The organism is Mycobacterium hackensackense (assembly GCF_025822555.1).
In the GTDB taxonomy this organism is placed as follows: Bacteria; Actinomycetota; Actinomycetes; order Mycobacteriales; family Mycobacteriaceae; genus Mycobacterium; species Mycobacterium fluoranthenivorans.
This window is the reverse complement of the sequence record NZ_JACKUC010000031.1, coordinates 588,523-614,118: the sequence shown is the minus strand read 5'-3', so window position 1 is coordinate 614,118 and position 25,596 is coordinate 588,523. Positions and strand designations below refer to the sequence as shown.

Below are 25,596 nucleotides of genomic sequence, written 5' to 3'. Positions count from 1 at the left end.
TCCGACGTTTCGGTCGTCGAATCGCCGGAGTCGTCACCAGAACGTCGGAAACGGGCTCCTAGACCGAGATGTCCCGGCGCAGCTTGGCGACGTGACCGGTGGCCTTGACGTTGTACTGGGCCACCTCGATGTTGCCCTTCTCGTCGACGACGAATGTCGACCGGATGACGCCCTGCACGGTCTTGCCGTACATCGTCTTCTCGCCGAAAGCACCCCACGCGGTGAGCACCTTCTTGTCCGGGTCCGACAGCAGGGGGAAGGTCAGCCCTTCATGGTCGCGGAACTTGGCCAGCTTCTCCGGTTTGTCGGGGGAGATGCCGATGACGTCAAGGCCCGCCTCATTGAGTTCGGCGAGGCTGTCCCGGAAGTCGCAGGCCTGCTTGGTGCAGCCCGGGGTGGACGCGGCGGGGTAGAAGTAGACGATGACCTTGCGGCCTGTGAAGTCGGACAAACTGACGGTGTTGCCGTCGGCATCGGACAGGCTGAAGGCGGGCGCTTTGTCGCCGGGAGCGAGGCGCGGGGTCTGAGGCATACCTGATTACACGTCTTTCTCGTCGACCGGTGCAGCGGAGTGGACTGCGGCTGCTCTAGGGTAGTGCGGCAAGGTTGTGAGTTGTAATGCGCACATGGAGGGGCACAGTGGCCGACCGGGATCCCGAGACCATCAAGCGCGATATCGATCAGGCGCGCGATCAGCTCGCGTCGACGGTCGACCAGTTGGCGGTGCGGGCGAATCCGCAGCGACTCGCTGACGATGCCAAGGCGCGGGTGCTCGCGTTCGTGAAGAAGCCGGCCGTCGTGGGGTCCGTGGTGGGAACCGTCGTGGTGGTGCTGGTGATCCGGCGGGTCCGCCGCCGCTGAGCGGCGAATCCGATACCCGCGCTGAGCGGCGAATCCGATACCCGCGCTGAGCGGCGAATCCGATACCCGCGCTGAGCGGCGAATCCGATACCCGCGCTGAGCGGCGAGTCAGCGCCGCCGGCGGGGCCGAAACCAGCCGACGATCGAGAAGCTGGGGGGATTGGCGGTCATGCCGATGCGGCTGCAGCTGATGACCGCGACCGTGCTGATGCTGGGCGTTGTGCCGTCGTCGCCGGTGGCATCAGGCGTCTGCGGTGCGCTTCCGCTTCGCATCAGCTAATACCTCGTTTCGTCCCCCGTAGTTTGCCACGGCCAGCCGTAGCGGGCATGTAGCTAACTTGAGCGTAGCACGGCGCTGGGCGTTGTGGCGTTCCGCTTGAAGGCTTCTTACCTGCTAATTTGGGTCCCGCGGCGGGGTGTATGGCTTACTTGCCCGCAGATTCAGCACATTTTCGGTGGATGCTGGGCTGTCGCGCCCCTGATATTGACGTCGGCGTCGACTGCAACCCTAACATCGCCGAGATTGCCGGCGCGTCCGTTTCGCTGAAACTGTCCGTCTCAGCAATGTGTCACGCATGGTGACGGCGCCGTCGTTGAGCAAGACGTCAGCAATTGTCCGGCGGAGCGTAGGGGCTCGGCCGCTAAGTGAGGCCCGTCCCGGCGTGATAGCCGTAGTCGCCGACGCCGGTGAGCACGGCGACCATCACCTCGTCGGTCAGGAGATTCGTGGTCAGGGGCGGTCCCGGGGGTGGCGGCGCGGGTGGCGCCGGTGGTGGCGCGGGATTGGGACGGCCGGCCGGAACCGGGAAGGCGATATCGAGGTCTACTCCGGCGTCCAGCGGGAAAGTGCACCCCGGACCGTAGGTGGCTTTGCTCAGAATCGTCCCGCTGTACGCGGATGCCACCATCGCGCGCATCTGTTCGAAGCTCAGGATGCACGGGTCGGCAGCGGCTGGCGGCGCCGACACGGGCAGTGCCACCGGCGGCGGGACCGGTAGGGGCGGCACGACCGGGGGCGGCGGTGGTGCGGCGACGGCGACTGCGGGTGGGGCCGGCGGGCGAGGTGGCACGACCGGTGGCGGCGGTGGTGCGGCGAGGGCGACCGGGGGTGGAGCCGGTGGACGAGGCGGCGGTGCCGCGACCGGCGGTGCCGCGACACGGATCGCGGGCGGAGCCGGCAGGCGAGATGGGGGAGGTGCGGGGACGGGGGCCGGTGGGGGCGCTGCGCGTCGTGGTGGCACGGAGGCGCGGGCCGCTGCCGGCGGCGGAACGGGGGCCTGCGCGCCAGCCGGTGCTGGTGCGGGAGCGGCGATCATCGGCACCGGGGCAGCCTGCGGTGGCGAAGTGTCCACGGGTTGTTCGCGATTGGCCACCGCCATGGCGGCACCCACCAGCAGCAGGGGAACGACGCCTCGAGACCAGCGCACGCCAGGGTATGTCACAGTGCGTCCCTCCCGGTGACCTGCGTTGTGGTACCCCGAATCCCGTTGCCGGCGCGAATAATTGGAGCTAACGTCAATTTGTTCGCTGCTGCAAGAAGCATCATGGCAGACAGTGCTGCGCCACGCGGCTTTTGCGTGAATTCCGGTGCGGCGATACCGGACGGGTCTCGCCAAATTTCGGCGCGAAGCGATCCTGCGTCCCATGGGTACAGAAAATTCTGTACTATTGGCGGCGTGGAAACCCTGGTTCACACCGACGCGCTGGCGCGGTTCGGGCATGCCTTGGCCGATGCCACCCGCACCCGAATCTTGTTGAGCCTCAATCGGGCACCGGGCTACCCCTCCGAGCTCGCCGAGCAGATCGGCGTCACCCGGCAGATCCTGTCCAACCATCTGACGTGTCTGCGTGGGTGCGGTTTGGTGGTCGCGGTGCCCGAGGGTCGCCGGATGCGTTATGAATTGGCCGATCCGCGTATCGGCCACGCGCTGGACGACCTGATGGGTCTGGTGCTGGCTGTCGACCCGAACTGCACCTGCGTGGGCGCGGGAGGCCGGGGGTGCGGTTGCCGATGACCCCAGTGCTGACCGAGCGCCGACGTGCGCTGCTGGCCCGTCGTATCCGATTCTTGGTGGTGGCGACCATCTCCTACAACGTCATCGAAGCCGTCGTGGCGATCACCGAAGGCTCCCGCGTCTCGTCGACGGCCCTGATCGGGTTCGGTCTGGACTCGGTCATCGAGGTCTCCTCGGCCGCCGCGGTGGCGTGGCAGTTCTCGTCGTCGGATCCCGAGTCCCGGGAGAAGGCCGCGCTGCGCATCATCGCGCTGTCCTTCTTCGGGTTGGCCGCCTACGTGTCGGTGGATGCCATCGCAGCATTGTCCGGCGACGGCAGGGCCGAGCACTCGACCGTCGGAATCGTGCTGGCCGCAGTGAGTCTGATGCTCATGCCGGCCCTGTCGTACGCCCAGCGCCGGGCGGGTAGAGAACTGGGATCTCGTTCGGCGGTGGCCGATTCCAAACAGACGCTGCTGTGCACCTACCTGTCGGCGGTACTGCTCGTCGGGTTGGTGCTCAACAGCCTGTTCGGCTGGTTCTGGGCCGATCCGATCGCCGGCCTGGTGATCGCGGGCGTCGCGCTCAAGGAAGGTCGGGACGCCTGGCGTGGGGATGCGTGTTGCGCGCACTGATAGGCGTTGTATCGCAGACGTATTCAAGGGGAACAGATGCGGGCGTGACGGGTTGCGGTCTTCGCCCCTGCCGTGGCGACGCTGTGTGAGCGCCCGGCCGCGCGTCCGCCGGCGGCAATGCACCATCACGCGGGTGCGTGTTCCCGTTGCGGCCCCCGAAACGACAGAAGCCCTGCCGAAGCAGGGCGTCTGTCGATGGTGCGCCGTCAGGGTTTCGAACCCCGGACCCGCTGATTAAGAGTCAGCTGCTCTACCAACTGAGCTAACGGCGCGCGGTTGGAAGAATAACAGGCCCTATGGCGCGAGGTGAAATCCGCATGAAGGACGGGGTGCGGACGGTTCCGGGAGGGCATCCGGCGACTGTCTGAGCGCAGTCTCAGCCGGTGGGCTGCTGGGCGCCGATTCCCATAGAATGCTGTCAGGTTGCTGCGAGCACGCGGCGCTGATGAGGTGGGGCAAGAGTAATGGTGCAGATCACACCGTGCGTTGGTGCGCGCCGGGCGAAGGCATGGTCCGTCGTGGTGGCGCTGGCGTCCGTCTTCGTGCTGGCGGCCTGCTCCGCCAACCAGCCGCCGCCCGAGCCGCAGACCATCGCGGACAAGGGCACGCCGTTCAGCGACCTGCTGGTGCCCAAGCTGAACGCCTCGGTCACCGATGGCGCGGTCGGCGTCACCGTCGACGCCCCCGTCACCGTCAGCGCCGAGGACGGCGTGCTGGGCGCGGTCAGCATGGTCGACTCCGCCGGCGCGGCGGTGGCCGGGACACTCAGCCCGGACGGCCTGACCTGGTCGACGACGGATCCGCTGGACTACAACACCCGCTACACGCTGACCGCGCGCTCCCTGGGTCTCGGTGGCGAGGCGAGCCGGCAGATGACCTTCGAAACTCATTCGCCGCAGAACCTGACCATGCCCTACCTGATGCCCAACGACGGTGACGTCGTCGGGATCGGGCAGCCGGTGGCCATCCGGTTCGACGAGACCATCACCAACCGCCTGGCGGCGCAGAAGGCCATCAAGGTCACCACGAAGCCCCATGTCGAGGGCGCCTTCTACTGGTTGAACAACCGCGAAGTGCGTTGGCGCCCAGCGGCTTACTGGAAGCCGGGAACCGATGTCAAGGTCGACGTCAACACCTACGGGGTGGATCTGGGCGACGGGTTGTTCGGGCAGCAGAACGTCAGCACGCACTTCACCATCGGTGACCAAGTCATCGCCACCGCCGACGACGCCACCAAGACGCTGACCGTCCGGCGCAACGGTGAAGTGGTCAAGACCATGCCGATTTCGATGGGCAAGAACAGCACGCCCACCAACAACGGCACCTACATCATCGGCGACCGGTTCTCGCACCTGATCATGGATTCCTCGACCTACGGCGTTCCGGTCAACTCTCCCAACGGATATCGCACCGAGGTGGACTACGCCACCCAGATGTCCTACAGCGGTATCTACGTGCACGCCGCCCCATGGTCGGTCGGCAGCCAGGGTCGCAGCAACGTCAGCCACGGCTGCCTCAATGTCAGCACCAGCAATGCCCAGTGGTTCTACGAGAACACCAGGAGAGGTGACATCGTCGAGGTGGTCGGCACCGTCGGCTCACCCCTGCCCGGCACCGACGGCCTCGGTGACTGGAACATACCGTGGGATCAATGGAAGTCGGGCAACGTCAACGACTGAGCGATTACCTCCCGGGTAGTCGACAACACGCGGATCGGCCGCGAATCTGGTGATCTACCAGTTCGATTCCGCGAAGGAGACGCCGCCATGACCGACACCGTCACTGCCTATCTGGACACCTGGAACGCCACCGATGCGGCCGAGCGCCGAACGCTGCTGGACCAGCACTGGGCGCCGGGTGCCACCTATATCGATCCGCTGGCCGAGGTGCGTGGCCACGACGGGATCTCGGCGGCGATCGACGCCGTGCACGCCCAATTCCCGGGATTCGTCTTCACTTTGGTGAGCGGGCCCGACACCCATCACCGGCACGCTCGTTTCCAGTGGGGCCTGGGCCCCAGTGGCGCCGAGCCGGTGGTGGTCGGGTTCGATGTGCTGTCCACCGACGACGACGGCCGGATCGCCGCCGTCCTCGGCTTCCTCGACAAGGTGCCCGTCGCGCCGGCTACGTAACCGAACGTTCCAGGGCGGCAAGCGATTCGTCGATGAACTCGACTCCGAAGACGGGCATGCCGCCGACCTGGTCCCGGAACTCCTGTGACGTCCCCGTCCAGTCGTAGGTGAGCGTGACGTCGGTGCCGTCTCCGTTGGGCGCCAGGTCGTAGCGCCACCACCAGCCACCCTCGGCCAGATTTCCCGCATCGTCGAGCTGACCCGGCCGCCAGCCGATGGTGCGGTCCGGTTCGAACGCATCGACCAGGTTGTGCATGACATAGGGCCCACCGGCCTGCTCGAAGAACATGTTGATCGCGAAGATCTGGCCGGTGCCGGTGATGATCCGCGGATCGATCGCGTCGCGCACCCAGTCACCGGGTTCGGTGTCGCGGTGTCGCGCCGGATCGCTGAGCAGGGCGAAGACGGTGTGCGGTGCGGCGTGGATGGTGCGGGTGACGACGTAGCGTTCGTCGGTCATTGCGGGTCCTCTCCGTAGATGCGGGCGATATCCGGGCTGTCCAGCCAGCCCGAGTACGTGGGCCGAGACGGCCAGCCGTCCGGCGAGTCGAGCCACTCCTCCTGGCGGCCGAACGGCAGCAGGTCGATCAGCGCGAAGCTGTGGCTGAGCTGCTCGGTGCCGCGGCCGTTGGTGTGCCAGGTGCGGTAGACGGTGTCGCCGTCTCGCAGGAAGACGTTCACCCCGAACCCTTCTCCGGGCCCCGCGTCGACATCCGCGCCGAAGGTGGACTCGGAGGAGGAGTACCAGGTCATCTTGTTGCCCACCCGCTTCTTGTAGGCGAGGGCTTCCTCGATGGGACCGTTGGTGACGATGACGAACCGGGCGTCGTAGCTGTCCAGGAACTCCAGCCGGGTGAACTGCGAGGTGAACCCGGTGCAGCCGCCGCACTGCCACTGGGCGCCGTCGGTCCACATGTGGTGATAGGTGATCAGCTGCGAGTGGCCGTCGAACACCTCGGCCAGGCACACCGGGCCGTCCTCGCCGATGAGGACGTACTTGGGTAACTCGACCATCGGCAGTCGCCGGCGGGCGGCGGCGATGGCGTCGAGTTCGCGGGTGGCGGCCTTCTCCCGGATCCGCAATTCGTCCAGGGCGGCGCGCCAGGTCTGGGGGTCGGCCACCGGTGGTTTGGCTGAAAGCGTCATGCGGTGTTGACCCGCGCGACAACCGGAACTCATCGCACCGGTACTGTCCGGTGCAGCAGGGGCTGTCTTAGGGTTGCCTAACCGATGACGAACGAGGGTGAGAATGAGCGGTCAACGTGCCGATGCGGCCGGGTTGCGACTCTTGGTGGTGGGGGCGTCGTCGGGTATCGGCCACGCCGTGGCGACCAGCGCCGCCGGCCGCGGCGCCACGGTCGCTGTGGCGGCGCGGCGTCTGGAGCTGTTGAGCAGCCTGGCGGAGGAGGTCGGTGGCTCGGCCTTCGAACTCGACATCGAGGACACGGCGGCCATCACCTCGGTCGTCGGCGCCGCGGTGCAGGCACTCGGCGGACTGGACGCGGTGGTGTTCACCAGCACCGTGGCGCCCCTGGCGCATATCGAGGACACCGACGTCGCCACCTGGGTGCACGCTTTCAGCGTCAACGCCCTCGGGGCCAACAATGTGTTGCGTGCCGTGCGGCCGCACCTGTCCGAGGACGGGGTGGTGCTGATCGCCTCCAGCCATGACGTCGGACGCCCGCGCGCTGGCGTGGCCGCCTACAACGCCAGTAAGGCGGCGCTGGACGAGATTCTGCATTCGTGGCGCAACGAGCATCCCGACCTGTCGTTGGTGCGCGTCGGCATCTGCCCGACCGAGGGCACCGAGATCCTGCGTGGCGCCGATCGTGATCTGCTGGCCCAGCTGTTCGAGTCGTGGGTGGAACACGGGCAGTTGCCCGCCCGGATGGCCGCGCTCGACGATGTCGCGAACACCCTGTTGTCCTTGGTGCTCACCGCGCACGAGAATCCCAGTGTGGTACCGGAATTCGTGCAGCTCTCGCCGCGGATCAAGAAGGTGACTGCGGCGAACTGAGGTCAGCGGCTCGTTTAAGCATCACTTAGCGGCATAAGTGATGCTATCGTGGTGGGGTGCCATCACTTGGCGTGCCGGTCCCGCCCGTCTCGTACGAGACGCTGCGATGGGAACGGAAGCCTGACGCGCCGGACCTCGCGGCGGTGCGAAAACAGTCGGGGCCGTATCGCGCGGCGGTCACCGCGCCGATCGCCGACCTCGCCGTCACTGCGGTGTCCGCAGTCCTGGCCGACGCTGACGACGCGAGTCGTGAGATCACCCGCTTTGACGCTGAATTGGGTAGCGAGATCGCACCGTTCGCCGCGCTGCTGTTGCGCTCGGAGTCGGCTGCCAGTTCCCGCATCGAGAACCTGACGGCCTCGGCGCGCGCGATCGCTGAGGCCGAGCTGCCGGGTGAAGGCGGCGGCAAACGCAATGCCGCCGAGATCGTGGCCAACACCCGGGCGATGGCAGCGGCGATCACGCTGGCCGACAACATCGACGCCGACGCCATCCTCGCGATGCACGATGCGCTGATGGCTGACCACGCGCCCGCCATCGCGGGGCGATGGCGCACCGAGCAGGTGTGGATAGGCGGTGGCAACTACGGACCGGTCGGCGCGTTGTTCGTCCCGCCGCGTCATGAAGTGGTGGCCGCCGCGATCGACGACTTGATCACCTTCACCAAGCGCGACGACATCCCTGCGCTCGTCCACATCGCAATCGCCCATGCGCAATTCGAGACCATCCACCCTTTTCCGGACGGGAATGGTCGCACGGGCCGCGCCCTGGTACAGGCCATGCTTCGACACAAGGGGCTCACCCGTCAGGTGACGGTGCCGGTGTCGGCGGGGCTGCTCGTCGACACCGACAGGTACTTCGATGCGCTGACGGCTTTTCGGACCGGCGATGCGGCGCCCATCGTGGAGCGGATGTCGGAAGCGTCGGTGCTGGCGGTTCAGAACGGCAGGCAGTTGGTGTCCGAACTGCGCGCGGTCCGCGAGGGTTGGGATGCAAGGATTTCGGCTCGGCGCGATTCCGCGACGTGGCGCATCGCGGACCTGCTCATGCGCCGTCCGGTCGTCAATTCTGCAGTGCTCAGTGCAGAGTTGGGCATCCTGATCGGCAATGTGCCGCGTTATCTGGAGCCGCTCATCGACGCCGGTGTGGTCAAGGAGTTCACCGACCGCGCCCGTAACCGGGCCTGGCGCGCGCCCGAGGTGCTCGACAGTCTGGACGCCTTCGCGGAACGGGCGGGGCGGCGCGGGTGGTGAGTCGGTCTGTGTGGGATCGGAAAGCGCCGACGAAGGGGCCTACGCGGATCGGAATGTGCGCAGAAACCAAGAACGCCGCCTACTTGCGTAGACGGCGTTCCCGGTACTCGGGTGGCTGACGGGACTCGAACCCGCGACAGCCAGGATCACAACCTGGTGCTCTACCAACTGAACTACAGCCACCATTGCCGCGTAAGCGGCGCTGTAGATACTAGCCGCTCGGGTGCTCGACAGCCGAATCGGTTTCCCGAGTGTCGGGCTTCGGTGGGCCCAGCTCGGCCGCGACCGCCGCGATTTCGCTGGTGGAGGGCCCGGGAGGGGGCACAAATGCGGTACCGCGGTAGTACTTCAACTCGCGGATCGACTCATGGATGTCGGCCAACGCGCGATGCGCCAGACCCTTCTCGGGCTGGCCGAAGTAGATCCGCGGGTACCAGCGGCGGCACAGTTCCTTGATGGAGCTCACGTCGATCATCCGGTAGTGCAGGTACTCGTCGAGCGCGGGCATGTCCCGGGCGATGAAACCGCGGTCGGTGGCGATCGAGTTGCCGCACAGCGGGGCCGTCTTGGCCTGCTTGACGTGGTCGCGGATGTAGTCCAGCACCAGCTTCTCCGCGGTCGGGACGTCGATCGTGGAGGCGAGCACCTCTTTGTCGAGTCCCGAGGAGGAGTGCATCTTGGCTACCACGTCGACCATGCCCGAGAGGGCGTCCTCGTCGGCGTGGATGACCACGTCGATGCCCTCGCCAAGGATGTTCAGGTCGGCGTCGGTGACCAGTGCCGCTATCTCGATGAGTCGGTCGGACTTGAGGTCCAGCCCCGTCATCTCACAGTCGATCCAGACCAGTTCTTCACGCACAGCGATCCACAGTATGCGTACCGGTGCTCATCAGCTGCCCGCACCCACCCGTTTGAGACCTGGTTCAGTAGTGTCTGCCCATGACCTCAGATTCGACCGCAACCCCCGCACAGCAGATCGCCGCAGGTTACGCCGTCGAGGGACAAGCACTCGAGCTCGGGACCGTGGTCGTCGACGGTGTCGTCGATCCGAGCGCGCTGGTGCGCATCCCGCTGGCCACGGTCAACCGGCACGGCCTGATCGCCGGTGCGACCGGAACCGGCAAGACGAAGTCGTTGCAGGTGATGGCCGAGCAGCTGTCCGCGGCCGGGGTGCCGGTGCTGATGGCCGATGTGAAGGGCGACCTGTCGGGGCTCTCGCGACCGGGGGAGGTCAATGACAAGACCACCCAGCGTGCCAAGGACACCGGCGACGACTGGGCGCCGACGGCGTTCCCGGTGGAGTTCCTGTCCCTGGGCACCGAGGGTATCGGGGTGCCGGTGCGTGCGACGATCACCAGCTTCGGGCCGATCTTGCTGTCGAAAGTGCTGGGGCTCAACGCAACCCAGGAATCCACCCTCGGTCTGATCTTCCACTGGGCCGACCAGAAGGGGCTGTCGCTGCTGGACCTGAAGGACCTGCGCGCCGTCATCCAGTTCCTGACCAGCGACGAGGGCAAGCCCGAACTGAAGGCGCTGGGCGCGGTGTCGCCGACCACGGCCGGCGTGATCCTGCGGGCGTTGGTCAACCTGGAGGCCGAGGGCGCGGACACGTTCTTCGGCGAGCCCGAGCTGGAGCCCAAGGATCTGATCCGGCTGGACGCCCAGGGCCGCGGCATCATCTCGCTGCTGGAACTGGGCGCGCAGGCTGCCCGCCCGGTGATGTTCTCCACCTTCTTGATGTGGGTGCTCGCCGATCTGTTCACCACGCTGCCCGAGGTCGGTGACGTCGACAAACCGAAACTGGTGTTCTTCTTCGACGAGGCGCATCTGCTGTTCACCGACGCGTCCAAGGCGTTCCTGGAGCAGGTCGAGCAGACCGTCAAACTGATCCGCTCCAAGGGCGTCGGGGTGTTCTTCTGCACGCAGCTGCCCACCGATGTGCCCAACAACGTGCTCTCCCAGCTGGGCGCCCGGGTGCAGCACGCGTTGCGTGCCTTCACCCCCGATGACCAGAAGGCGCTCACCAAGACGGTCCGCACCTACCCGAAGACCACGGTGTACGACCTGGAGGAGGCGCTGACCTCACTGGGTATCGGCGAGGCGATCGTCACCGTGCTCTCCGAACGCGGCGCGCCGACCCCGGTGGCGTGGACCCGGATGCGGGCGCCGCGGTCGCTGATGGACACCATCGGCCCCGACGCGATCAAAGCCGCGGCACTGGCCAGCCCGCTGCAGGCGACCTACGGGCAGACCATCGATCGGGAGTCGGCGTATGAGCGGCTCAACGCGCGGCTGGCACCGCCACCGGCGGCCGCGCCGGCACCCGCCGATCAGCTGCCGCCACCGGTCTACACCGGCGGGGCGGAAACCGAGGGCAGCTCGACCGCGCGCAACGCCGCCGAGCCGGGCTTCTTCGACAAGATGGTCACCAGCCCGGCCTTCAAGAGCGCGATGCGCTCGGCCGGCACCGTCATAGGCCGCGAGATCACCCGCAGCATCTTCGGGACGGGCCGCCGCAGGCGGTGATTTCGGCGCGCCTACCCGCGCTCACCGCGGGTGAGCGCGCCGAAATCGCTACTCGCCGCCGAGCTTCTTGTACACCGCGCCGACAATCGGGGTGACGATCGCGCGCGGGGCGTAGCCGCTGGCCACCGACATGGCCTTGGAGGTCAGGCCGGGCACGATGCGCATCTTGTTGTGCTCCAAGCCATCAAGGGACAGCTTGGCGGTGTACTCGGTGTTGATCCACAGGAAGTCGGGGATCAGCCGTTCGACCAGGGACCGTTCGGTCTCGTCGGGCAGGTCGGTGCGCACCGGCCCGGGGGCGAGCAGCGTGACGTTCACCCCGGTGCCCTTGAGCTCGCCGCGCAGCGATTCGCTGAAGGTGTTCGCGAACGCCTTGGTGGCCGCATAGGTGGCGTTGTTGGGGATCGGCGAGTTGCCGGCGGCCGATCCGGAGATCAGGATGCCGCCGGCCTTGCGCTCCAGCATGCCCGGCAGCACGGCGAGGCAAAGATCATGCACGGCAAGGGCATTGAGCTGAACCTGGGCCTTCTCACCGGCCGGGTCCAGCTTGGCCACCGGACCGAAGGTGGCGGTGCCGGCATTGGCGCACAGCACCGAGATGTTGCGGCCGGCCAGCTCCTGGCACAGTACGTCGCGCGCGGCCGGGTCGGCGAGGTCGACGGCGCGCACCTCGACGGTGACGCCGTAGCGCTGGGTCAGCCGTTCGGCGACCTCGGCCAGCACCTCGCCGCGGCGGGCGGTGATGATCAGGTGGTGGCCGCGGGCGGCCAATTCGGCGGCCAGGGCTTCACCGATGCCCTGCGAGGCGCCGGTGACGACCGCGCGGGCGTCAGGATGTGGGGCGGGTACGGGCATGCCGAAATCGTAAGGACTTATAGGGTGACGACCATGAGCAGCCCCGTCTCGGAGCCTCGCGGGGCGCGGCGATCCCACGTGTTGTCCTGGGTCTTGTACGACTGCGGCGCCACCGGCGTCAACGCGATCGTCGTGACATTCGTCTTTTCCGTCTACCTGACCAGCGCGGTCGGCAAGGACCTGCCCGGGGACACCACCCCGGCCAGCTGGCTGGGCCGGGCACTGACCATCGCCGGCATCATCGTGGCGCTGCTGGCGCCGGTGACCGGTATCTGGGTCGACGCGGCGCATCGCCGCCGCCGCGCGCTCGTACTGCTCACTGCCGTCGTGGTGGCGCTGGTGGCGTCGATGAGCATGATCCGGGCGGACTATCACTATCTGTGGGCGGGTCTGGCACTGCTGGCCATGACGGCGGCGTGCAACGACCTGGCGACGGTGCCGTACAACGCGATGCTCGGCCAGCTGACCACCCCGAAGAACGCCGGCCGCGTCTCCGGTGCGGGCCTGGCGGTCGGTTACGGCGGCAGTGTCGCGCTGCTGCTGATCGTCTACGTCGGTTTCATCGCCGGGGACGGCGGCCTGCTGGGCCTGCCCCACGACGACGGCCAGAACGTCAGGGCGGCGATGGTGCTGACGGCCGTGTGGTTCGCGGCGTTCGCGGTGCCGCTGCTGACCAGGGCACCCGCGCCACCCCCGGACGATGCGCACCGGCCGGTCGGCGTCGTGACCGCCTACCGCACGCTGTGGGCGGAGGTGAAAGGGGAGTGGCACCGCGATCGCAACGTCGTCTACTACCTGATCGCCAGTGCCGTGTTCCGGGACGGGCTGACGGGGGTGTTCACCTTCGGTGCGGTGCTCGGGGTCAATGTGTATGGCATCTCGTCGGCGACGGTGCTCTTGTTCGGCGTGTGCGCCTGCCTGGTCGCCGCCGCAGGGGCGGTGGCCGGCGGTTGGCTCGATGACCGCATCGGCGCCAAACCGGTGATCGTCGGGGCACTGAGCCTCATGATCGTCGTCGCGGTGACGCTGTTGACGCTCTCGGGTCCGCTGGCGTTCTGGGTGTGCGGGCTCCTGCTGTGCCTGTTCGTCGGGCCGACGCTCTCGGCGGCGCGCACCCAGATGCTGCGGATCTCGAATGAGGGCAAGGAAGGTGTGGCGTTCGGCCTGTACACCATGACCGGCCGCGCAGCGACCTTCCTGGCGCCGGCATTGTTCGCCCTGTTCATCGACGTGTTCGACAGCGACCGCGCGGGTATGGGCGGGCTGTGTGTGGTGCTGGTGCTCGGTCTGGTGCTGATGCTGGGCGTGCGTACCCCCGCGCACCGCCCGACGGATCTAGCCGATCGGGCTGCAGATCGTCAGCCCTGACCCGCTGCGCTGCTGCACCTGGGCGCCGTCGATGCTGATCGAGCAGCTCACCTCGCGGCCGACGTTGATGATGCTGACGCTCGCCGAACCCTTGGCGGGTTTGGCCAGATCCACCTGCTTGCTCCACGGCAGCATCACGTTGAACTCGGTCTGCAGCACGCCGCCGGTGTCGACGTAGGTGATGTTGATCGCCCGGCCGGTGCCACTGACGTTGTAGACGACGGTCTCGGTGACACCGGGCTCGGTCCCCGAGGTGGTGGGCGCACTGGTCGACGGCAAGGGCGCCAGCGATGGCGCGGTGGTGCTGGTGGTGGTGGGCCGGCGGGTGGTCGACGGGGTGGGCGTGGCGGCCGGCTCGGACAGCGAGGGCACCGGCGCCACGACCGTGTCCTGCTGGGAGCTGTTGACGATCACCAGCGCGATGACCAGCCCGAGGACGACGATGATGGCGATCGCCGCGACGACCCACAGCCATCGCGGGGTCCGCGGTCCCTCGGGCGGCGTCGGACCGCCGGGCGGTGGGGGCGGTGCGCCGTAGTACTGGTTGGTTGCGTAGGCCGGGTCGTACGCCGGGTACGCGGGGATCGGTTCGGTGGGACGCGGGCCGTAAGGGGTCGGCCCGGCGTAAGCGGGATCGGGGTAGCCGGAGTATCCGGGGTAGCCGGAGTAAGCGTCGCCAGGCCGGCCATCGAGCCGCTGGGTCGGCTCATCGCCGCGTGGTGAATTGGTCATGCCCACCTCATGGCTGCAGGGTACCCGCGCGGTCTGGCGGTGTGCCGCCTCGCGGTCCCACCGCGTTGGTCACAGCAACTATCGCGACGACCCGAGCGCGGCCACCGTCATCGCCCGCAGCACCGCTCGGGAGCTGTGGGTGAGGGTGGGTGTCTTGACGCTGTGCGGGGTCGAGTTGAGCAGCCCGAACACCGCCTGGGCCATCAGCCTGGCGTCGGCTTCGTCGAGGGAGTCGTCGAGCCGGCGCAGCACGTCGACCCAGATCTCCACGTACTGTCGCTGGGCCTTGCGGACCTGACGTTTGGCTGGGGCCGGAAGGTGCGACAGGTCGCGGTCCTGGATGCGGATGAGGTCGGATTCGCCGAGGGCGAAGTCGAGGTGGAAGTCGATCAACCCGTTCAGTGCGTCCTGGGGCAGCGGGTTGGCGGTGACGACGTCGGTGGCCCCGTTCAGTAGCCGGGTGCTGATCCCGACCAGCAGTTCCACCAGCAACGCCTCCTTGTTCGAGAAGTGCCGGTAGATGGCGGGACCGCTGACCCCGGCCGCCGCGCCGATGTCCTCCAGGCGCACCGCGAGGTAGCCGTGCTCGGCAATCAGTCGTTCCGCGGCGGCGATCAATTGATCACGGCGGTCGGACTTGGCTCTGCTGCGCGGGGTCTCGCTGGTCATGCGCACCTCGATCCGACGGTAGACATTTGGGTTAATCGTGATTAACATACTACGAGTTAGTCGTCATTAACTCAACTGAAATGGGTTCAGCGATGGCACATCGCGACGCGCACCTCGCCCTGGTGGGTGAGTTGCGCACAAAGCTGGCCGCGGCCGCGTTGGGCGGCTCCGAGAAGGCACGTGAGCGGCATGTCAGCCGCGGCAAACTGCTTCCCCGGGACCGGGTCGACGGTCTGCTCGACACCGGGAGCCCCTTCCTCGACATCGCTCCGCTGGCCGCCGACGGCATGTATGACGGCGACTGCCCGGGGGCGGGGATGATCGCGGGCATCGGACGGGTGTCGGGGCGCGAATGCATGATCGTGGCCAATGACGCCACCGTGAAGGGCGGCACCTACTACCCGATCACGGTCAAGAAACACCTTCGCGCACAAGAGATCGCCGCCCAGAACCGGCTGCCGTGCATCTATCTGGTCGACTCCGGTGGCGCGTTCCTGCCGCGTCAGGACGAGGTGTTCCCCGATCGCGAACATTTCGGCCGGATCTTCTTCAACCAGGCCACCATGAGCGCGGCGGGTATCCCGCAGATCGCCGCGGTGCTCGGCTCGTGTACCGCCGGCGGCGCCTATGTGCCGGCGATGAGCGACGAAGCCGTCATCGTGCGTAACCAGGGCACGATCTTCCTGGGCGGCCCGCCGCTGGTGAAGGCCGCCACCGGCGAGATCGTCACCGCAGAGGAACTCGGCGGCGGCGACCTGCATTCCAAGATCTCCGGTGTCACCGACCATCTGGCCCACGACGACCGCGACGCGCTGCGCATCGTGCGCCGGATCATATCCACGCTCGGGCCGCGACTGGATCCGCCGTGGGAGCTGCGCCCGGTGGTCGACGCGGTGGCCGACCAGACCGAGCTCTACGACGTCGTCCCGGTGGATTCCAAGGTGCCCTACGACGTGCACGAGGTCGTCACCCGCATCGTCGACGGCGGCGAATTCGCCGAGTTCAAGGCCGAATACGGCACCACGCTGGTCACCGGCTTCGCCCGCATCCACGGCCACCCCGTCGGGATCATCGCCAACAACGGGGTGCTCTTCGGCGAATCCGCGGTCAAGGGCGCCCATTTCATCGAACTCTGCGATAAGCGCAACACCCCGCTGTTGTTCCTGCAGAACATCGCGGGCTTCATGGTGGGCCGCGACTACGAGGCCGGCGGTATCGCCAAACACGGCGCCAAGATGGTGACCGCCGTGGCGTGTGCGCGGGTGCCGAAGCTGACCGTGGTGATCGGCGGCTCCTACGGTGCGGGCAACTACTCCATGTGCGGGCGGGCGTATTCGCCGCGCTTCCTGTGGATGTGGCCCAATGCCCGGATCTCGGTGATGGGCGGCGAGCAGGCCGCGTCGGTGCTGGCCACCGTGCGTGGGGACATGACCCCCGAGCAGGAGGAGGCGTTCAAGGCGCCGATCCGTGAACAGTACGAGCACCAGGGCAACCCGTACTATTCGACCGCCCGGCTCTGGGATGACGGGGTCATCGACCCGGCTGACACCAGAACCGTTGTCGGACTGGCCCTGTCAGTTGTCGCACAGGCTCCGCTGGAGCCGGTGTCCTACGGCGTGTTCAGGATGTGAGGGGCATGTCCACTTTCGACGTTCAGGGCGAGCGCAGCGACGGGATGTTCAACACAGTTCTGGTCGCCAACCGCGGTGAGATCGCGGTCCGCGTCATCCGCACGCTGCGCGCCATGGGCATCCGGTCGGTCGCCGTCTACAGCGACCCCGACGCCGGCGCCCGCCACGTCGCCGAGGCCGATGTCGCCGTGCGCATCGGCCCGGCCGCTGCCCGGCAGAGCTACCTCGACATCGACGCCATCGTCGGCGCCGCCGTTCGCACCGGCGCCCAGGCGGTGCACCCCGGATACGGATTCCTGGCCGAGAACGCCGATTTCGCCGCGGCCCTGCACGCGGCGGGCATCGTGTTCATCGGCCCGCCGGTCGGGGCGATCGGCACCATGGGTGACAAGATCGCGGCCAAGGCGGCGGTCTCGGCGTTCGGGGTGCCGGTGGTTCCCGGTATCTCGCGGCCCGGGCTCACCGATGACGACCTCATCTCCGGCGCCCCCGACGTGGGATTCCCCGTCCTGGTCAAGCCGTCCGCCGGTGGCGGCGGCAAGGGTATGCGGGTGGTGCAGTCCGCAGATGAACTTCCTGCCGCGTTGGTCAGTGCCCGCCGCGAAGCCGCCTCGGCCTTCGGTGACGACACGCTGTTCCTGGAGCGATTCGTGTTGCGGCCCCGGCATATCGAGGTGCAGGTGCTCGCCGACGGGCACGGCAACGTCATCCATCTCGGTGAACGGGAGTGCAGTCTGCAACGGCGGCACCAGAAGGTCATCGAGGAGGCGCCTTCTCCGCTGCTGGACGCGGCCACCCGGGCCCGGATCGGGGAGGCGGCGTGCAACACCGCCCGCAGCGTGGACTACACCGGTGCAGGCACGGTCGAGTTCATCGTGTCGGCCGACCGGCCCGACGAGTTCTTCTTCATGGAGATGAACACCCGGCTCCAGGTGGAACACCCGGTCACCGAACTGGTCACCGGTGTCGACCTGGTCGAACTGCAGGTGCGGATCGCCGCGGGTGAGAAGCTGCCGTTGAGTCAGGATGACGTCACGCTGACCGGGCACGCCATCGAGGCCCGGGTGTACTCGGAGGATCCGGCCAATGGCTTCCTGCCCACCGGCGGCACGGTGCTCGATGTGGTGGAACCGGTACGCGCCCGAGTCGACTCGGGGATCTACGCGGGCACCGTCGTCGGCAGCGACTACGACCCGATGCTCGCCAAGATCATCGCTCACGCAGATGATCGGGCCGGTGCGCTGCGCGGTCTGGACCAGGCGCTGGCCCAGACCGCGGTGCTGGGTGTCACCACGAATATCGACTTCCTGCGGTTCCTGCTGGCCGATGCGGATGTGGTTGCCGGACAGTTGGATACCGGCCTGTTGGACCGTCGGCTGCCGGATTACGCGCCTGCGCCCGCCGGCGACGGCGAGCTGATCGCCGCGGCTGCCTACCAGTGGTTGCGGCATTGGGCTGCCGCCGACGACAACCTCTGGTCGGTGCCGTCGGGCTGGCGGACGGGGGAGCGGGCGCCGAGTGTGTTCCGGCTGCGTGCGAGCGAGCGGGTCGATCACGTGCGGATCATCGGAACTCCCAAAGGCTGTACCGCGGTCGTCGAGGACGGTGGAACCTATTCGGTGACAGCCGGTTTGGCCGGACGTGAGCTGACCGTCACCGTGGACGGGCTGCGTACCGAATACGTCGTGGCCGCCGACGGCACCCAGATCTGGCTGGCCGGGCCGGCCGGCACCGTGATGGTGGACGAGGTGCGCGAAGCGCCGGTGCGGCCCGAGGACGAACACTCCGGCGACGCCGAACTGCTCAGCCCCATGCCGGGTGCGGTGGTCGCGTTGGGTGTCCAGGACGGGGCGACGGTGGCCACCGGCGCCGTCGTGGTGACCGTCGAGGCCATGAAGATGGAACACGCGTTGTCCGCACCGGTGGATGGTGTCGTCGAACTTCTCGTCGCCGTCGGCGACCAGGTCAAGGTGGGCCAGCCACTGGCCCGAATCATCGCTGCAATCAAGGAGACCGAGCAATGACGGATTTTCTGTCCACCGGGGGCCTGCCGGACGAGTACGCGCAACTGGCCAAGACCGTGCGCGACTTCGCCCAGAGTGTCGTCGCCCCCGTGGCCGCCAAACACGACGAGGAGCACTCGTTCCCGTACGAGGTGGTGGCAGGGATGGCGGAGATGGGCCTGTTCGGGCTGCCGTTCCCCGAGGAGTACGGCGGCATGGGCGGCGACTACTTCGCGCTGTGTCTGGCGTTGGAGGAACTCGGCAAGGTCGACCAGAGCGTGGCGATCACCCTGGAGGCCGGCGTGTCCCTCGGTGCGATGCCGGTCTACCGCTTCGGCAACGAAGCCCAGAAGCAGGAATGGCTGCCGCTGCTGGCCAGCGGTAAGGCGCTGGGCGCGTTCGGGTTGACCGAAGCCGGTGGCGGTAGTGACGCCGGCGCCACCAAGACCACCGCGAAGCTCGACGGCGACACCTGGGTGATCAACGGCTCCAAGCAGTTCATCACCAACTCCGGCACCGATATCACCAAGCTGGTGACGGTCACGGCGGTCACGGGCGAAGCCGCCGGCGGTAGGAAGGAGATCTCGTCCATCCTGGTGCCGGTGCCCACCGAGGGCTTCACCGCAGAGCCCGCCTACAACAAGGTCGGCTGGAATGCGTCGGACACCCACCCGCTCAGCTTCGACGACGTCCGGGTACCCGCCGAGAATCTGCTCGGTGAGCGGGGCCGCGGCTACGCCAACTTCCTGCGCATCCTCGACGAGGGCCGGATCGCCATCGCCGCGCTGTCGGTCGGCGCGGCCCAGGGTTGCGTGGACGAATGCGTGAAGTACGCGCACGAGCGGGAGGCGTTCGGCGCCAAGATCGGCACCTACCAGGCCATCGCCTTCAAGATCGCCCGGATGGAGGCCCGCGCACACGTCGCCCGCACCGCCTACTACGACGCCGCCGCACTGATGCTGTCCGGCAAGCCGTTCAAGAAGGCCGCGTCGGTGGCCAAGATGGTCGCCAGCGAGGCCGCGATGGACAACTCCCGCGATGCCACCCAGATCTTCGGCGGCTACGGCTTCATGAACGAATACTCCGTCGCCCGGCACTACCGCGATTCCAAGATCCTCGAGATCGGTGAAGGGACAACCGAAGTGCAGCTCATGCTGATCGGGCGGGAGCTCGGCCTGTGACGGGAGAAACCGGCCCCAGGAAAGTCGTCGAGCAGCGCGGGCTCTGGTACGAGGAATTCGAGACCGGTGTGCTGTACCTGCACCGGCCCGGTCGCACCATCACCGAAGCCGACAACGTCCTGTTCACCACGTTGACCATGAACACCCAGGCGCTGCACCTGGATGCGGCGTTCTCGGAGGCACTGCCCCCGTTCCATCAGCGGTTGGTGAACTCGATGTTCACCCTGTCCACCCTGGTCGGGCTGTCGGTCACGCAGCTCACCCAGGGCACCATCGTCGGCAATCTCGGTTTCTCCGAGATCGCCTTCCCGAAACCGCTGTTCCACGGCGACACGCTGTACGCGGAATCCGAGGTCGTCGAGAAGCGCGAGTCCAAGAGCCGCCCGGGCGAAGGTATCGTCACGTTCGCTCACACCGGGCGCAACCAGCACGGCGATATCGTCGCCACCGCTTCGCGTAAGACCATGGTCCGCAAGAAGCCTCAGGAGGCCTAGTGCTCGACAATGTCGGACCGGCGTGGATCTTCTGCCCGGCTGATCGCCCGGAACGTTTCGCGAAGGCCGCGGCGTCCGCCGATATCGTCATCCTCGATCTGGAAGACGGCGCCGGCGACAAGCCCACGGCCCGCGAGGCGGTGGTGAACACTCCGCTGGACCCCGCGCGCACCGTCGTCCGGATCAACCCGCACGGCAGCGAGGATCAGCGGCTGGACCTGGAAGCGCTCAAGCGCACCGGCTACACCACCGTCATGCTGCCCAAATGTGAGGCCGCCGAGCAGGTGAGCGCGCTGGCGCCGCTGGACGTGGTGCTGATCATCGAGACCCCGCTCGGCGCGCTGAAGGTCACCGAGACCGCGGCGGTGCCCAACACCGTCGGCGTGATGTGGGGTGCGGAGGACCTGTTCGGGTCGTTGGGCGGGACGGCCAACCGTTTCCCGGACGGCACCTACCGCGGGGTGGCCGACCATGTCCGGTCGCAGTCACTGCTGGCGGCCAAGGCATTCGGCAAGCTGGCGCTGGATTCGGTGTACATCGACATCAAGGATCTCGACGGCTTGCGCCGGGAGACCGATGACGCGGTGGCCGTCGGCTTCGATATCAAGGTGGCGCTGCATCCGAACCAGGTGCCGGTGATCCGGGACGGTTACGCCCCCTCGGTCGAGCAGGTCGACTGGGCGCGACAGGTATTGGCCGCCGCGGCCGACCAGCGGGGCGCCTTCGCCTTCGACGGAACGATGGTCGACGCACCGGTACTGCGGCGCGCCGAGCGGATCGTCGCGCTGGCGCCGCCGCTCTGACTTTTGACCCGGGCACCTCGAACGTTCCGACACGCGTGGAATGCGTGACCGGCGGTCCCGGGAGCCGACGCTGATCCCGGCGCATACTGGTAGCTACCCCAGTACTGCGATGGACAGAACGGAACGTCGGGTCAACAGCACCTCCCGGCTGGAGTTCGCCGGTACCCTGTCATCCCGTGGGTCTGGCCGACCGTCACAGTACTGAGCACCCCGTGGGCTGACGGCCTAACATGCAGTCACCTGAAGGAGGCGGTATGGCGGATGATTTCGAGCCCGTGCGGTTGGTTGCCGCCGACGGCTCCGCCACGTCCGAGGAGCGGTACCGGCGTGACCTGCCAGCGGAAACACTGAGCTGGCTCTACGAGCTGATGGTGCTGACCCGCGAGATCGATATCGAGCTCATCAATCTGCAACGTCAGGGCGAGCTGGCGCTGTACGCGTCCTGCCGCGGCCAGGAGGCCGCCCAGGTGGGGGCGGCAGCGTGTCTGCGCAAGACCGATTGGTTGTTTCCGCAATACCGCGAGCTCGGGGTTTTTCTCGCGAGAGGGATCACGCCCGCTCAAGTGGGCTCGGTGTGGCGCGGATCGTGGCACGGCGGCACGTCCTTCACCGACAAGAACTGTGCGCCGATCTCCATCCAGATGGGCGCCCATGCCCCGCACGCGGTCGGCGCGGCGATGGCCGCCCAGCGCCTCGGTGAGGACTCGGTGACCGCGTTGTTCATGGGCGACGGTGCCACCTCCGAAGGCGACGCGCACGAGGCGCTGAATTTCGCGTCCGTTTACCGGGTGCCCGTGGTGTTCTTCATCCAGAACAACCAGATCGCCATCTCCACCCCGGTCAGCCACCAGCACGGCGCGACCTCGCTCGCGCACCGGGCCGCGGGCTACGGCGTGCCCGCGGTGCGGGTGGACGGCAACGATGTCCTGGCGTGCTTTGCGGTGATGTCCGAGGCCGCGCAGCGGGCTCGCGAGGGTGGTGGTCCGACGTTCATCGAGGCGATCACCTACCGGATGGGGCCGCACACCACCTCCGACGATCCCACCCGGTACCGCCCCGACTCCGATGTCGAGGAGTGGGCGGGGCGGGACCCGATCGCCCGGTATGCCACCTACCTGCGGTCAGCCGGTGTGCTGACCGACCGACTCTCCGAACGGGTCGCGGGTAAGGCGGCGCGGATGCGCACGGATCTGCGTGACGCGGTGATCGGCACCCCAGACCCTGATATCGCGGAGGTGTTCGACACCGTCTACCACGACATCACGCCGGAACTGGCCCGGCAGCGCGACGAGTTGCTCGTCGAGCTTGGAAAGGAGTCCTAGATGACGCCGCGGACGGAAGGAGCGAAATGACACAGATCATCGAGCGACCGCCGACGCACGGTGACGACGCCCCCGAACCTCGGCCGTCCCTGTTGACCCTGTCCATGGCGCAGGCGATCAATCTCGGGCTGCATGACGCGATGGCCGCCGATGACCGGGTGCTCGTCTTCGGTGAAGATGTCGCGCGCTTGGGCGGGGTGTTCCGGGTCACCGAAGGACTGGCCGAAACCTTCGGTCAGCAACGGTGTTTCGATACTCCGCTGGCCGAATCCGCGATCATCGGCATCTCGATCGGGATGGCGCTACGCGGGTTCGTGCCGGTGCCGGAACTCCAGTTCGACGGATTCTCGGCGCCCGCCTTCGACCAGATCGTCAGCCAGCTGGCCAAGTACCGAATGCGTACCCACGGTGACGTGCAGATGGCCGTCACCCTGCGCATCCCGTCGTTCGGGGGAATCGGTGCGGTGGAACATCATTCGGAGTCCACCGAGAGTTGGTGGCTGCACACCGCCGGCCTGAAGGTGGCGGTGCCGTCCACACCGTCGGATGCGTATTGGCTGCTGCGCCAATCGATCAGCTCCCGGGACCCGGTGATCTATCTGGAGCCCAAGCGCCGGTACTGGACGCGCGGCTCGGTGGATACGGAGGTGCCGCCCCTGCCGTTCGGACGGGCGGCCATCCGCCGACCTGGCGAGGACATCACGGTGGTCACCTACGGCGGGTTGGTGGACGTCGCGTGCAATGCCGCCGAGATCGCTGCCGACCAGGGCTGCAGCGTGGAGGTGGTCGACCTGCGCACGCTGAATCCCCTTGATTTCGACACCATCGCCGAATCGGTACGCAGGACCGGGCGCTGCGTGGTGATGCACGAGGGTCCCCGCACCCTGGGCTTCGGGGCCGAGCTGGCCGCCCGGTTGTCCGAGGAATTGTTCTACGACTTGGAGGCACCGGTGTTGCGGGCCACCGGATTCGACACCCCCTACCCACCGGCCCGGCTGGAGAAGTTGTGGCTGCCGGGCGTGGACCGGTTGCTCGACTGCATCGAGAGGGCGATGGCACAGTGACGAATGCGCAGGTTCTCGAGTTCCGGGTACCCGATCTCGGCGAGGGCCTGGAGGACGCCACGATCACCGGGTGGTCCGTGTCGGTCGACGATGTGGTCGAGTTGAACCAGGTGTTGTGCACGCTGGAGACCGCCAAGGCCGAGGTGGAGATCCCCAGTCCCTACGCGGGGCGGGTGACCGAACTGGGCGGCGACGTCGGTGACACGCTCGATGTCGGTGCGTTGCTGGTGCGGTTCGACGGGCCGGTTTCTTCAGGCGAGCGAAGCGACGGGGGATCAGCGCGGGGCGAGCGAAGCGACGGGGTATCGCCACCACCATCGGAGGGCGAACGAAACGACGGGGAGTCGTCGGGCGCGGTGCTGGTGGGTTCGGGCGCAGACGACCAACTGGACAGGTCCCGGCGGGCCCGGGCCAAACCGTCCACCCGGAAACTGGCCCGCGAGTCGGGCGTCGACCTGAGTTCTGTCGCGCCGACGGGCCGCAACGGAGTCGTCACCCGCCAAGACGTGCTGGCGGTGACGACGCACCCCGAGATCGTGGCGCCCAACGGTGTGCAGGTCGAGATGGCCAAGCGGATGACCTTGTCGCGCACCAAGATTCCCGATGCGCATGCCACCGTCGTGGTCGACGGGACGGCACTGCTGCGGGTGGCCGAGCGATTGCAGGTCACCCCGTTCGTACTGACGCTGCGTCTGCTGACGGTGGCGTTGCGGAATCACCCGCTGATGAACTCGACGTGGGTGGACACCGCGGACGGTCCTCGCCTGCATCGGCATCCGTCCGTCCATCTCGGTGTCGGGGTGGCGACGACGCGCGGCCTGCTGGTGCCCGTCGTCACCGACGCGCAGACCCGAACCACGCGGTCACTGGCCGCCGAGGTGACGCGGCTGATCGAAGGAGCCCGCGGCCGGAGCCTACGCCCGGCTGAGCTGACGGGATCGACGTTCACGGTGTCGAACTTCGGTGCGCTGGGCTTGGACGAAGGCGTGCCGGTGATCAACTATCCGGAGGCGGCCATCCTGGGGATGGGTTCGCTGAAGCCGCGGGCGGTGGTGGTCGACGGCGCTGTGGTGGCGCGCCCGACGATGTCGCTGACCGTGGCGTTCGACCACCGAATCGCCGACGGGGCGCAGGTGGCGGAGTTCCTCCGCGAGCTCATGCAGTTAGTCGAGACGCCGGAACTGGCGCTGGCCGACCTGTAGTCACCTGTTCTTGGCGGCGGCCAGCCGGCTCTGAAATTCCGGTGACTCGATCGAGCGCGCCTGCGGCGTGATCTCGATATCCACCGCCAGCGCGTGCTGGTCGGTATCGAGGAACCCCGGGTTGGCGGTGGCCCGCATGGACTTCTTGGTGGCGAGTACCACCTCGCGCGGTGCACCGGCCGGGCCGGCGGCCAGCTCGCGGGCGGCGGCCACCGGATCGTCGGCCAGTTCGAGCGCCAGACCGTAGCGCACCGCCTCCTGGGCATCGAAACGCTTGCCGAAAAGCAGTGCAGCACGGGCCACCTGGGGGCCGACACCGCGCTGCAGCATCCAGGTGGCGCCGCCGCCCGGGTGGATGCCCAGCTTCTGGAAGCGTGGGTCGAACAGTGCCGCGGGACCGGCGATGCGCACATCCGCGGCCAGCGCCAGGTTGAGGCCGGCGCCGACCGCCGCGCCGTTGACCGCGGCGATCGTGGGGAGTGTGCAGTTGGCGACGGCGAGGAACCCGTCGTAGATCACCCGCAGGCCGTCTTCGGCGGCTGCTCCGAGGGCGGTCAGGTCCGCACCTGCACAGAACGCCTTGCCTGCGCCGGTCACGATGACGGCATGCACACCCGCATCGGCTTCGGCCGCCGACACGGCGGCGCGCAGGGCACGTGAGATGTCGGCGGTCACCGCGTTGCGCCGGTCGGGGTCGTTGACGGTGATGGTGGCGACGCGATCGGCAATGTCGACAAGCACGAGATCGGACATGGGCTCAGGCTACGACCGTGTCGACCGGGCGCCGTCAGCGGCCTTTCGCGCCGGCGTAGGAGGGCGTTCGCAGCACTGTCACAGCGTCAGCTCGCCTTCGT

At 67.6% G+C, this 25,596-nt stretch carries 27 protein-coding genes and 2 tRNA genes; 17 read left to right on the top strand and 12 right to left on the bottom strand.

Annotation, left to right across the window (positions count from 1 at the left end; translation table 11 throughout):
• Positions 1-58: 58 nt before the first annotated feature.
• The gene (gene bcp, locus H7J86_RS23005) at positions 59-532 is read right to left on the bottom strand and encodes a thioredoxin-dependent thiol peroxidase (protein ID WP_090353168.1); all 474 of its coding nucleotides are present in this window, start codon (positions 530-532) and stop codon (positions 59-61) included.
• Positions 533-639: 107 nt separating this feature from the next.
• Here bcp and H7J86_RS23000 point away from each other — a divergent pair, with 107 nt between their 5' ends.
• Entirely contained in the window at positions 640-861 is a 222-nt protein-coding gene (locus tag H7J86_RS23000; protein WP_090353170.1) for a DUF3618 domain-containing protein, read from the top strand.
• 108 nt (positions 862-969) lie between these two features.
• Here H7J86_RS23000 and H7J86_RS22995 read toward each other — a convergent pair whose 3' ends face one another.
• Together H7J86_RS22995 and H7J86_RS22990 are read right to left on the bottom strand one after the other, a co-directional pair.
• A complete protein-coding gene (locus H7J86_RS22995; protein ID WP_170847051.1) occupies positions 970-1,134 on the bottom strand; it encodes a hypothetical protein in 165 nt (54 codons plus the stop codon).
• Positions 1,135-1,502: 368 nt separating this feature from the next.
• Positions 1,503-2,288: a hypothetical protein gene (locus H7J86_RS22990; protein WP_267293664.1), complete on the bottom strand. Its 786-nt coding sequence runs from the start codon at positions 2,286-2,288 to the stop codon at positions 1,503-1,505.
• A 249-nt stretch (positions 2,289-2,537) separates the two neighbouring features.
• On the opposite strand from H7J86_RS22990, the gene H7J86_RS22985 reads away from it, so the two are divergent.
• Both H7J86_RS22985 and H7J86_RS22980 read left to right on the top strand, forming a co-directional pair.
• Positions 2,538-2,876, top strand: coding sequence for an ArsR/SmtB family transcription factor (locus tag H7J86_RS22985; RefSeq protein WP_090353173.1), 339 nt, complete (start codon positions 2,538-2,540; stop codon positions 2,874-2,876).
• Positions 2,873-3,490 carry a cation efflux transmembrane domain-containing protein gene (locus H7J86_RS22980; protein WP_267293662.1) on the top strand — a complete coding sequence of 206 codons (618 nt, stop codon included), beginning with the start codon at positions 2,873-2,875 and terminating at the stop codon, positions 3,488-3,490. The genes H7J86_RS22985 and H7J86_RS22980 overlap by 4 nt, the downstream gene beginning before the upstream one ends.
• A 196-nt stretch (positions 3,491-3,686) precedes the next feature.
• Here the strand turns inward: H7J86_RS22980 and H7J86_RS22975 are convergent.
• Positions 3,687-3,762 (bottom strand) — tRNA-Lys (locus H7J86_RS22975).
• Between the two features lie 192 nt (positions 3,763-3,954).
• Between H7J86_RS22975 and H7J86_RS22970 the strand changes: the two genes are divergently transcribed.
• Together H7J86_RS22970 and H7J86_RS22965 are read left to right on the top strand one after the other, a co-directional pair.
• On the top strand, positions 3,955-5,169 hold the full coding sequence (locus H7J86_RS22970) for a L,D-transpeptidase (protein WP_267293660.1): 1,215 nt from the start codon (positions 3,955-3,957) through the stop codon (positions 5,167-5,169).
• 87 nt (positions 5,170-5,256) lie between these two features.
• Complete coding sequence (locus H7J86_RS22965) at positions 5,257-5,622, top strand: nuclear transport factor 2 family protein (RefSeq protein ID WP_267293658.1); 366 nt, start codon at positions 5,257-5,259, stop codon at positions 5,620-5,622.
• On the opposite strand, the gene H7J86_RS22960 is transcribed toward H7J86_RS22965, so the two are convergent.
• Together H7J86_RS22960 and H7J86_RS22955 are read right to left on the bottom strand one after the other, a co-directional pair.
• Complete coding sequence (locus tag H7J86_RS22960; RefSeq protein ID WP_187096360.1) at positions 5,615-6,082, bottom strand: SRPBCC family protein; 468 nt, start codon at positions 6,080-6,082, stop codon at positions 5,615-5,617. The genes H7J86_RS22965 and H7J86_RS22960 overlap by 8 nt on opposite strands.
• Positions 6,079-6,768: a DUF899 domain-containing protein gene (locus H7J86_RS22955; RefSeq protein WP_267293656.1), complete on the bottom strand. Its 690-nt coding sequence runs from the start codon at positions 6,766-6,768 to the stop codon at positions 6,079-6,081. The genes H7J86_RS22960 and H7J86_RS22955 overlap by 4 nt, the downstream gene beginning before the upstream one ends.
• A 103-nt stretch (positions 6,769-6,871) precedes the next feature.
• On the opposite strand from H7J86_RS22955, the gene H7J86_RS22950 reads away from it, so the two are divergent.
• Both H7J86_RS22950 and H7J86_RS22945 read left to right on the top strand, forming a co-directional pair.
• Positions 6,872-7,639, top strand: a complete 768-nt coding sequence (locus H7J86_RS22950) for an SDR family oxidoreductase (protein WP_267293655.1) — start codon at positions 6,872-6,874, stop codon at positions 7,637-7,639.
• 56 nt (positions 7,640-7,695) lie between these two features.
• Positions 7,696-8,892 (top strand): Fic family protein, encoded by a 1,197-nt coding sequence (locus H7J86_RS22945; protein WP_267293653.1) that lies wholly within the window; start codon positions 7,696-7,698, stop codon positions 8,890-8,892.
• 110 nt (positions 8,893-9,002) lie between these two features.
• Here the strand turns inward: H7J86_RS22945 and H7J86_RS22940 are convergent.
• Positions 9,003-9,075 (bottom strand) — tRNA-His (locus H7J86_RS22940).
• A gap of 28 nt (positions 9,076-9,103) precedes the next feature.
• Positions 9,104-9,751: an oligoribonuclease gene (orn, locus tag H7J86_RS22935; protein ID WP_090353186.1), complete on the bottom strand. Its 648-nt coding sequence runs from the start codon at positions 9,749-9,751 to the stop codon at positions 9,104-9,106.
• An 80-nt stretch (positions 9,752-9,831) separates the two neighbouring features.
• On the opposite strand from orn, the gene H7J86_RS22930 reads away from it, so the two are divergent.
• Positions 9,832-11,418, top strand: a complete 1,587-nt coding sequence (locus tag H7J86_RS22930) for a helicase HerA-like domain-containing protein (protein WP_267293651.1) — start codon at positions 9,832-9,834, stop codon at positions 11,416-11,418.
• Positions 11,419-11,466: 48 nt separating this feature from the next.
• Here the strand turns inward: H7J86_RS22930 and cmrA are convergent, their stop codons facing one another.
• Entirely contained in the window at positions 11,467-12,273 is an 807-nt protein-coding gene (gene cmrA / locus H7J86_RS22925; protein ID WP_267293649.1) for a mycolate reductase, read from the bottom strand.
• Positions 12,274-12,306: 33 nt separating this feature from the next.
• Here cmrA and H7J86_RS22920 point away from each other — a divergent pair, with 33 nt between their 5' ends.
• Positions 12,307-13,641 carry an MFS transporter gene (locus tag H7J86_RS22920; RefSeq protein ID WP_187096356.1) on the top strand — a complete coding sequence of 445 codons (1,335 nt, stop codon included), beginning with the start codon at positions 12,307-12,309 and terminating at the stop codon, positions 13,639-13,641.
• On the opposite strand, the gene H7J86_RS22915 is transcribed toward H7J86_RS22920, so the two are convergent.
• Complete coding sequence (locus H7J86_RS22915; protein ID WP_090353929.1) at positions 13,609-14,373, bottom strand: MmpS family transport accessory protein; 765 nt, start codon at positions 14,371-14,373, stop codon at positions 13,609-13,611. The genes H7J86_RS22920 and H7J86_RS22915 overlap by 33 nt on opposite strands.
• A gap of 78 nt (positions 14,374-14,451) precedes the next feature.
• Positions 14,452-15,042 (bottom strand): SACE_7040 family transcriptional regulator, encoded by a 591-nt coding sequence (locus tag H7J86_RS22910; protein ID WP_187096355.1) that lies wholly within the window; start codon positions 15,040-15,042, stop codon positions 14,452-14,454.
• An 80-nt stretch (positions 15,043-15,122) separates the two neighbouring features.
• Here H7J86_RS22910 and H7J86_RS22905 point away from each other — a divergent pair, with 80 nt between their 5' ends.
• The 8 genes from H7J86_RS22905 to H7J86_RS22870 all read left to right on the top strand — a co-directional run bounded on the left by H7J86_RS22905 (position 15,123) and on the right by H7J86_RS22870 (position 24,742).
• Positions 15,123-16,673 carry a carboxyl transferase domain-containing protein gene (locus tag H7J86_RS22905; RefSeq protein WP_267293647.1) on the top strand — a complete coding sequence of 517 codons (1,551 nt, stop codon included), beginning with the start codon at positions 15,123-15,125 and terminating at the stop codon, positions 16,671-16,673.
• A gap of 44 nt (positions 16,674-16,717) precedes the next feature.
• Positions 16,718-18,697: an ATP-binding protein gene (locus H7J86_RS22900; protein ID WP_267293922.1), complete on the top strand. Its 1,980-nt coding sequence runs from the start codon at positions 16,718-16,720 to the stop codon at positions 18,695-18,697.
• A complete protein-coding gene (locus H7J86_RS22895; RefSeq protein WP_267293645.1) occupies positions 18,694-19,857 on the top strand; it encodes an acyl-CoA dehydrogenase family protein in 1,164 nt (387 codons plus the stop codon). Before H7J86_RS22900 ends, H7J86_RS22895 begins: the two co-directional genes overlap by 4 nt.
• Positions 19,854-20,351, top strand: a complete 498-nt coding sequence (locus tag H7J86_RS22890) for a MaoC family dehydratase (RefSeq protein WP_267293643.1) — start codon at positions 19,854-19,856, stop codon at positions 20,349-20,351. The genes H7J86_RS22895 and H7J86_RS22890 overlap by 4 nt, the downstream gene beginning before the upstream one ends.
• Positions 20,351-21,154: an HpcH/HpaI aldolase/citrate lyase family protein gene (locus H7J86_RS22885; RefSeq protein WP_267293641.1), complete on the top strand. Its 804-nt coding sequence runs from the start codon at positions 20,351-20,353 to the stop codon at positions 21,152-21,154. The genes H7J86_RS22890 and H7J86_RS22885 overlap by 1 nt, the downstream gene beginning before the upstream one ends.
• A gap of 254 nt (positions 21,155-21,408) precedes the next feature.
• On the top strand, positions 21,409-22,476 hold the full coding sequence (pdhA, locus tag H7J86_RS22880) for a pyruvate dehydrogenase (acetyl-transferring) E1 component subunit alpha (RefSeq protein WP_090353202.1): 1,068 nt from the start codon (positions 21,409-21,411) through the stop codon (positions 22,474-22,476).
• A gap of 26 nt (positions 22,477-22,502) precedes the next feature.
• The gene (locus tag H7J86_RS22875) at positions 22,503-23,540 is read left to right on the top strand and encodes an alpha-ketoacid dehydrogenase subunit beta (RefSeq protein ID WP_187096350.1); all 1,038 of its coding nucleotides are present in this window, start codon (positions 22,503-22,505) and stop codon (positions 23,538-23,540) included.
• Entirely contained in the window at positions 23,537-24,742 is a 1,206-nt protein-coding gene (locus tag H7J86_RS22870; protein WP_267293639.1) for a dihydrolipoamide acetyltransferase family protein, read from the top strand. Before H7J86_RS22875 ends, H7J86_RS22870 begins: the two co-directional genes overlap by 4 nt.
• Here the strand turns inward: H7J86_RS22870 and H7J86_RS22865 are convergent, their stop codons facing one another.
• Positions 24,743-25,495, bottom strand: coding sequence for an enoyl-CoA hydratase (locus H7J86_RS22865; RefSeq protein ID WP_090353206.1), 753 nt, complete (start codon positions 25,493-25,495; stop codon positions 24,743-24,745).
• Between the last annotated feature and the right edge of the window lie 101 nt (positions 25,496-25,596).

Excerpts from the sequence above, each read along its gene's own strand:
- bcp (WP_090353168.1), bottom strand. The coding sequence starts at position 532 with ATGCCTCAGACCCCGCGCCTCGCTCCCGGCGACAAAGCGCCCGCCTTC.
- H7J86_RS22995 (WP_170847051.1), bottom strand. The coding sequence starts at position 1,134 with ATGCGAAGCGGAAGCGCACCGCAGACGCCTGATGCCACCGGCGACGAC.
- H7J86_RS22980 (WP_267293662.1), top strand. The coding sequence starts at position 2,873 with ATGACCCCAGTGCTGACCGAGCGCCGACGTGCGCTGCTGGCCCGTCGT.
- H7J86_RS22970 (WP_267293660.1), top strand. The coding sequence starts at position 3,955 with ATGGTGCAGATCACACCGTGCGTTGGTGCGCGCCGGGCGAAGGCATGG.
- H7J86_RS22965 (WP_267293658.1), top strand. The coding sequence starts at position 5,257 with ATGACCGACACCGTCACTGCCTATCTGGACACCTGGAACGCCACCGAT.
- H7J86_RS22960 (WP_187096360.1), bottom strand. The coding sequence starts at position 6,082 with ATGACCGACGAACGCTACGTCGTCACCCGCACCATCCACGCCGCACCG.
- H7J86_RS22955 (WP_267293656.1), bottom strand. The coding sequence starts at position 6,768 with ATGACGCTTTCAGCCAAACCACCGGTGGCCGACCCCCAGACCTGGCGC.
- H7J86_RS22950 (WP_267293655.1), top strand. The coding sequence starts at position 6,872 with ATGAGCGGTCAACGTGCCGATGCGGCCGGGTTGCGACTCTTGGTGGTG.
- H7J86_RS22930 (WP_267293651.1), top strand. The coding sequence starts at position 9,832 with ATGACCTCAGATTCGACCGCAACCCCCGCACAGCAGATCGCCGCAGGT.
- cmrA (WP_267293649.1), bottom strand. The coding sequence starts at position 12,273 with ATGCCCGTACCCGCCCCACATCCTGACGCCCGCGCGGTCGTCACCGGC.
- H7J86_RS22920 (WP_187096356.1), top strand. The coding sequence starts at position 12,307 with ATGAGCAGCCCCGTCTCGGAGCCTCGCGGGGCGCGGCGATCCCACGTG.
- H7J86_RS22915 (WP_090353929.1), bottom strand. The coding sequence starts at position 14,373 with ATGACCAATTCACCACGCGGCGATGAGCCGACCCAGCGGCTCGATGGC.
- H7J86_RS22910 (WP_187096355.1), bottom strand. The coding sequence starts at position 15,042 with ATGACCAGCGAGACCCCGCGCAGCAGAGCCAAGTCCGACCGCCGTGAT.
- H7J86_RS22905 (WP_267293647.1), top strand. The coding sequence starts at position 15,123 with ATGGGTTCAGCGATGGCACATCGCGACGCGCACCTCGCCCTGGTGGGT.
- H7J86_RS22900 (WP_267293922.1), top strand. The coding sequence starts at position 16,718 with ATGTTCAACACAGTTCTGGTCGCCAACCGCGGTGAGATCGCGGTCCGC.
- H7J86_RS22895 (WP_267293645.1), top strand. The coding sequence starts at position 18,694 with ATGACGGATTTTCTGTCCACCGGGGGCCTGCCGGACGAGTACGCGCAA.
- pdhA (WP_090353202.1), top strand. The coding sequence starts at position 21,409 with ATGGCGGATGATTTCGAGCCCGTGCGGTTGGTTGCCGCCGACGGCTCC.
- H7J86_RS22875 (WP_187096350.1), top strand. The coding sequence starts at position 22,503 with ATGACACAGATCATCGAGCGACCGCCGACGCACGGTGACGACGCCCCC.
- H7J86_RS22865 (WP_090353206.1), bottom strand. The coding sequence starts at position 25,495 with ATGTCCGATCTCGTGCTTGTCGACATTGCCGATCGCGTCGCCACCATC.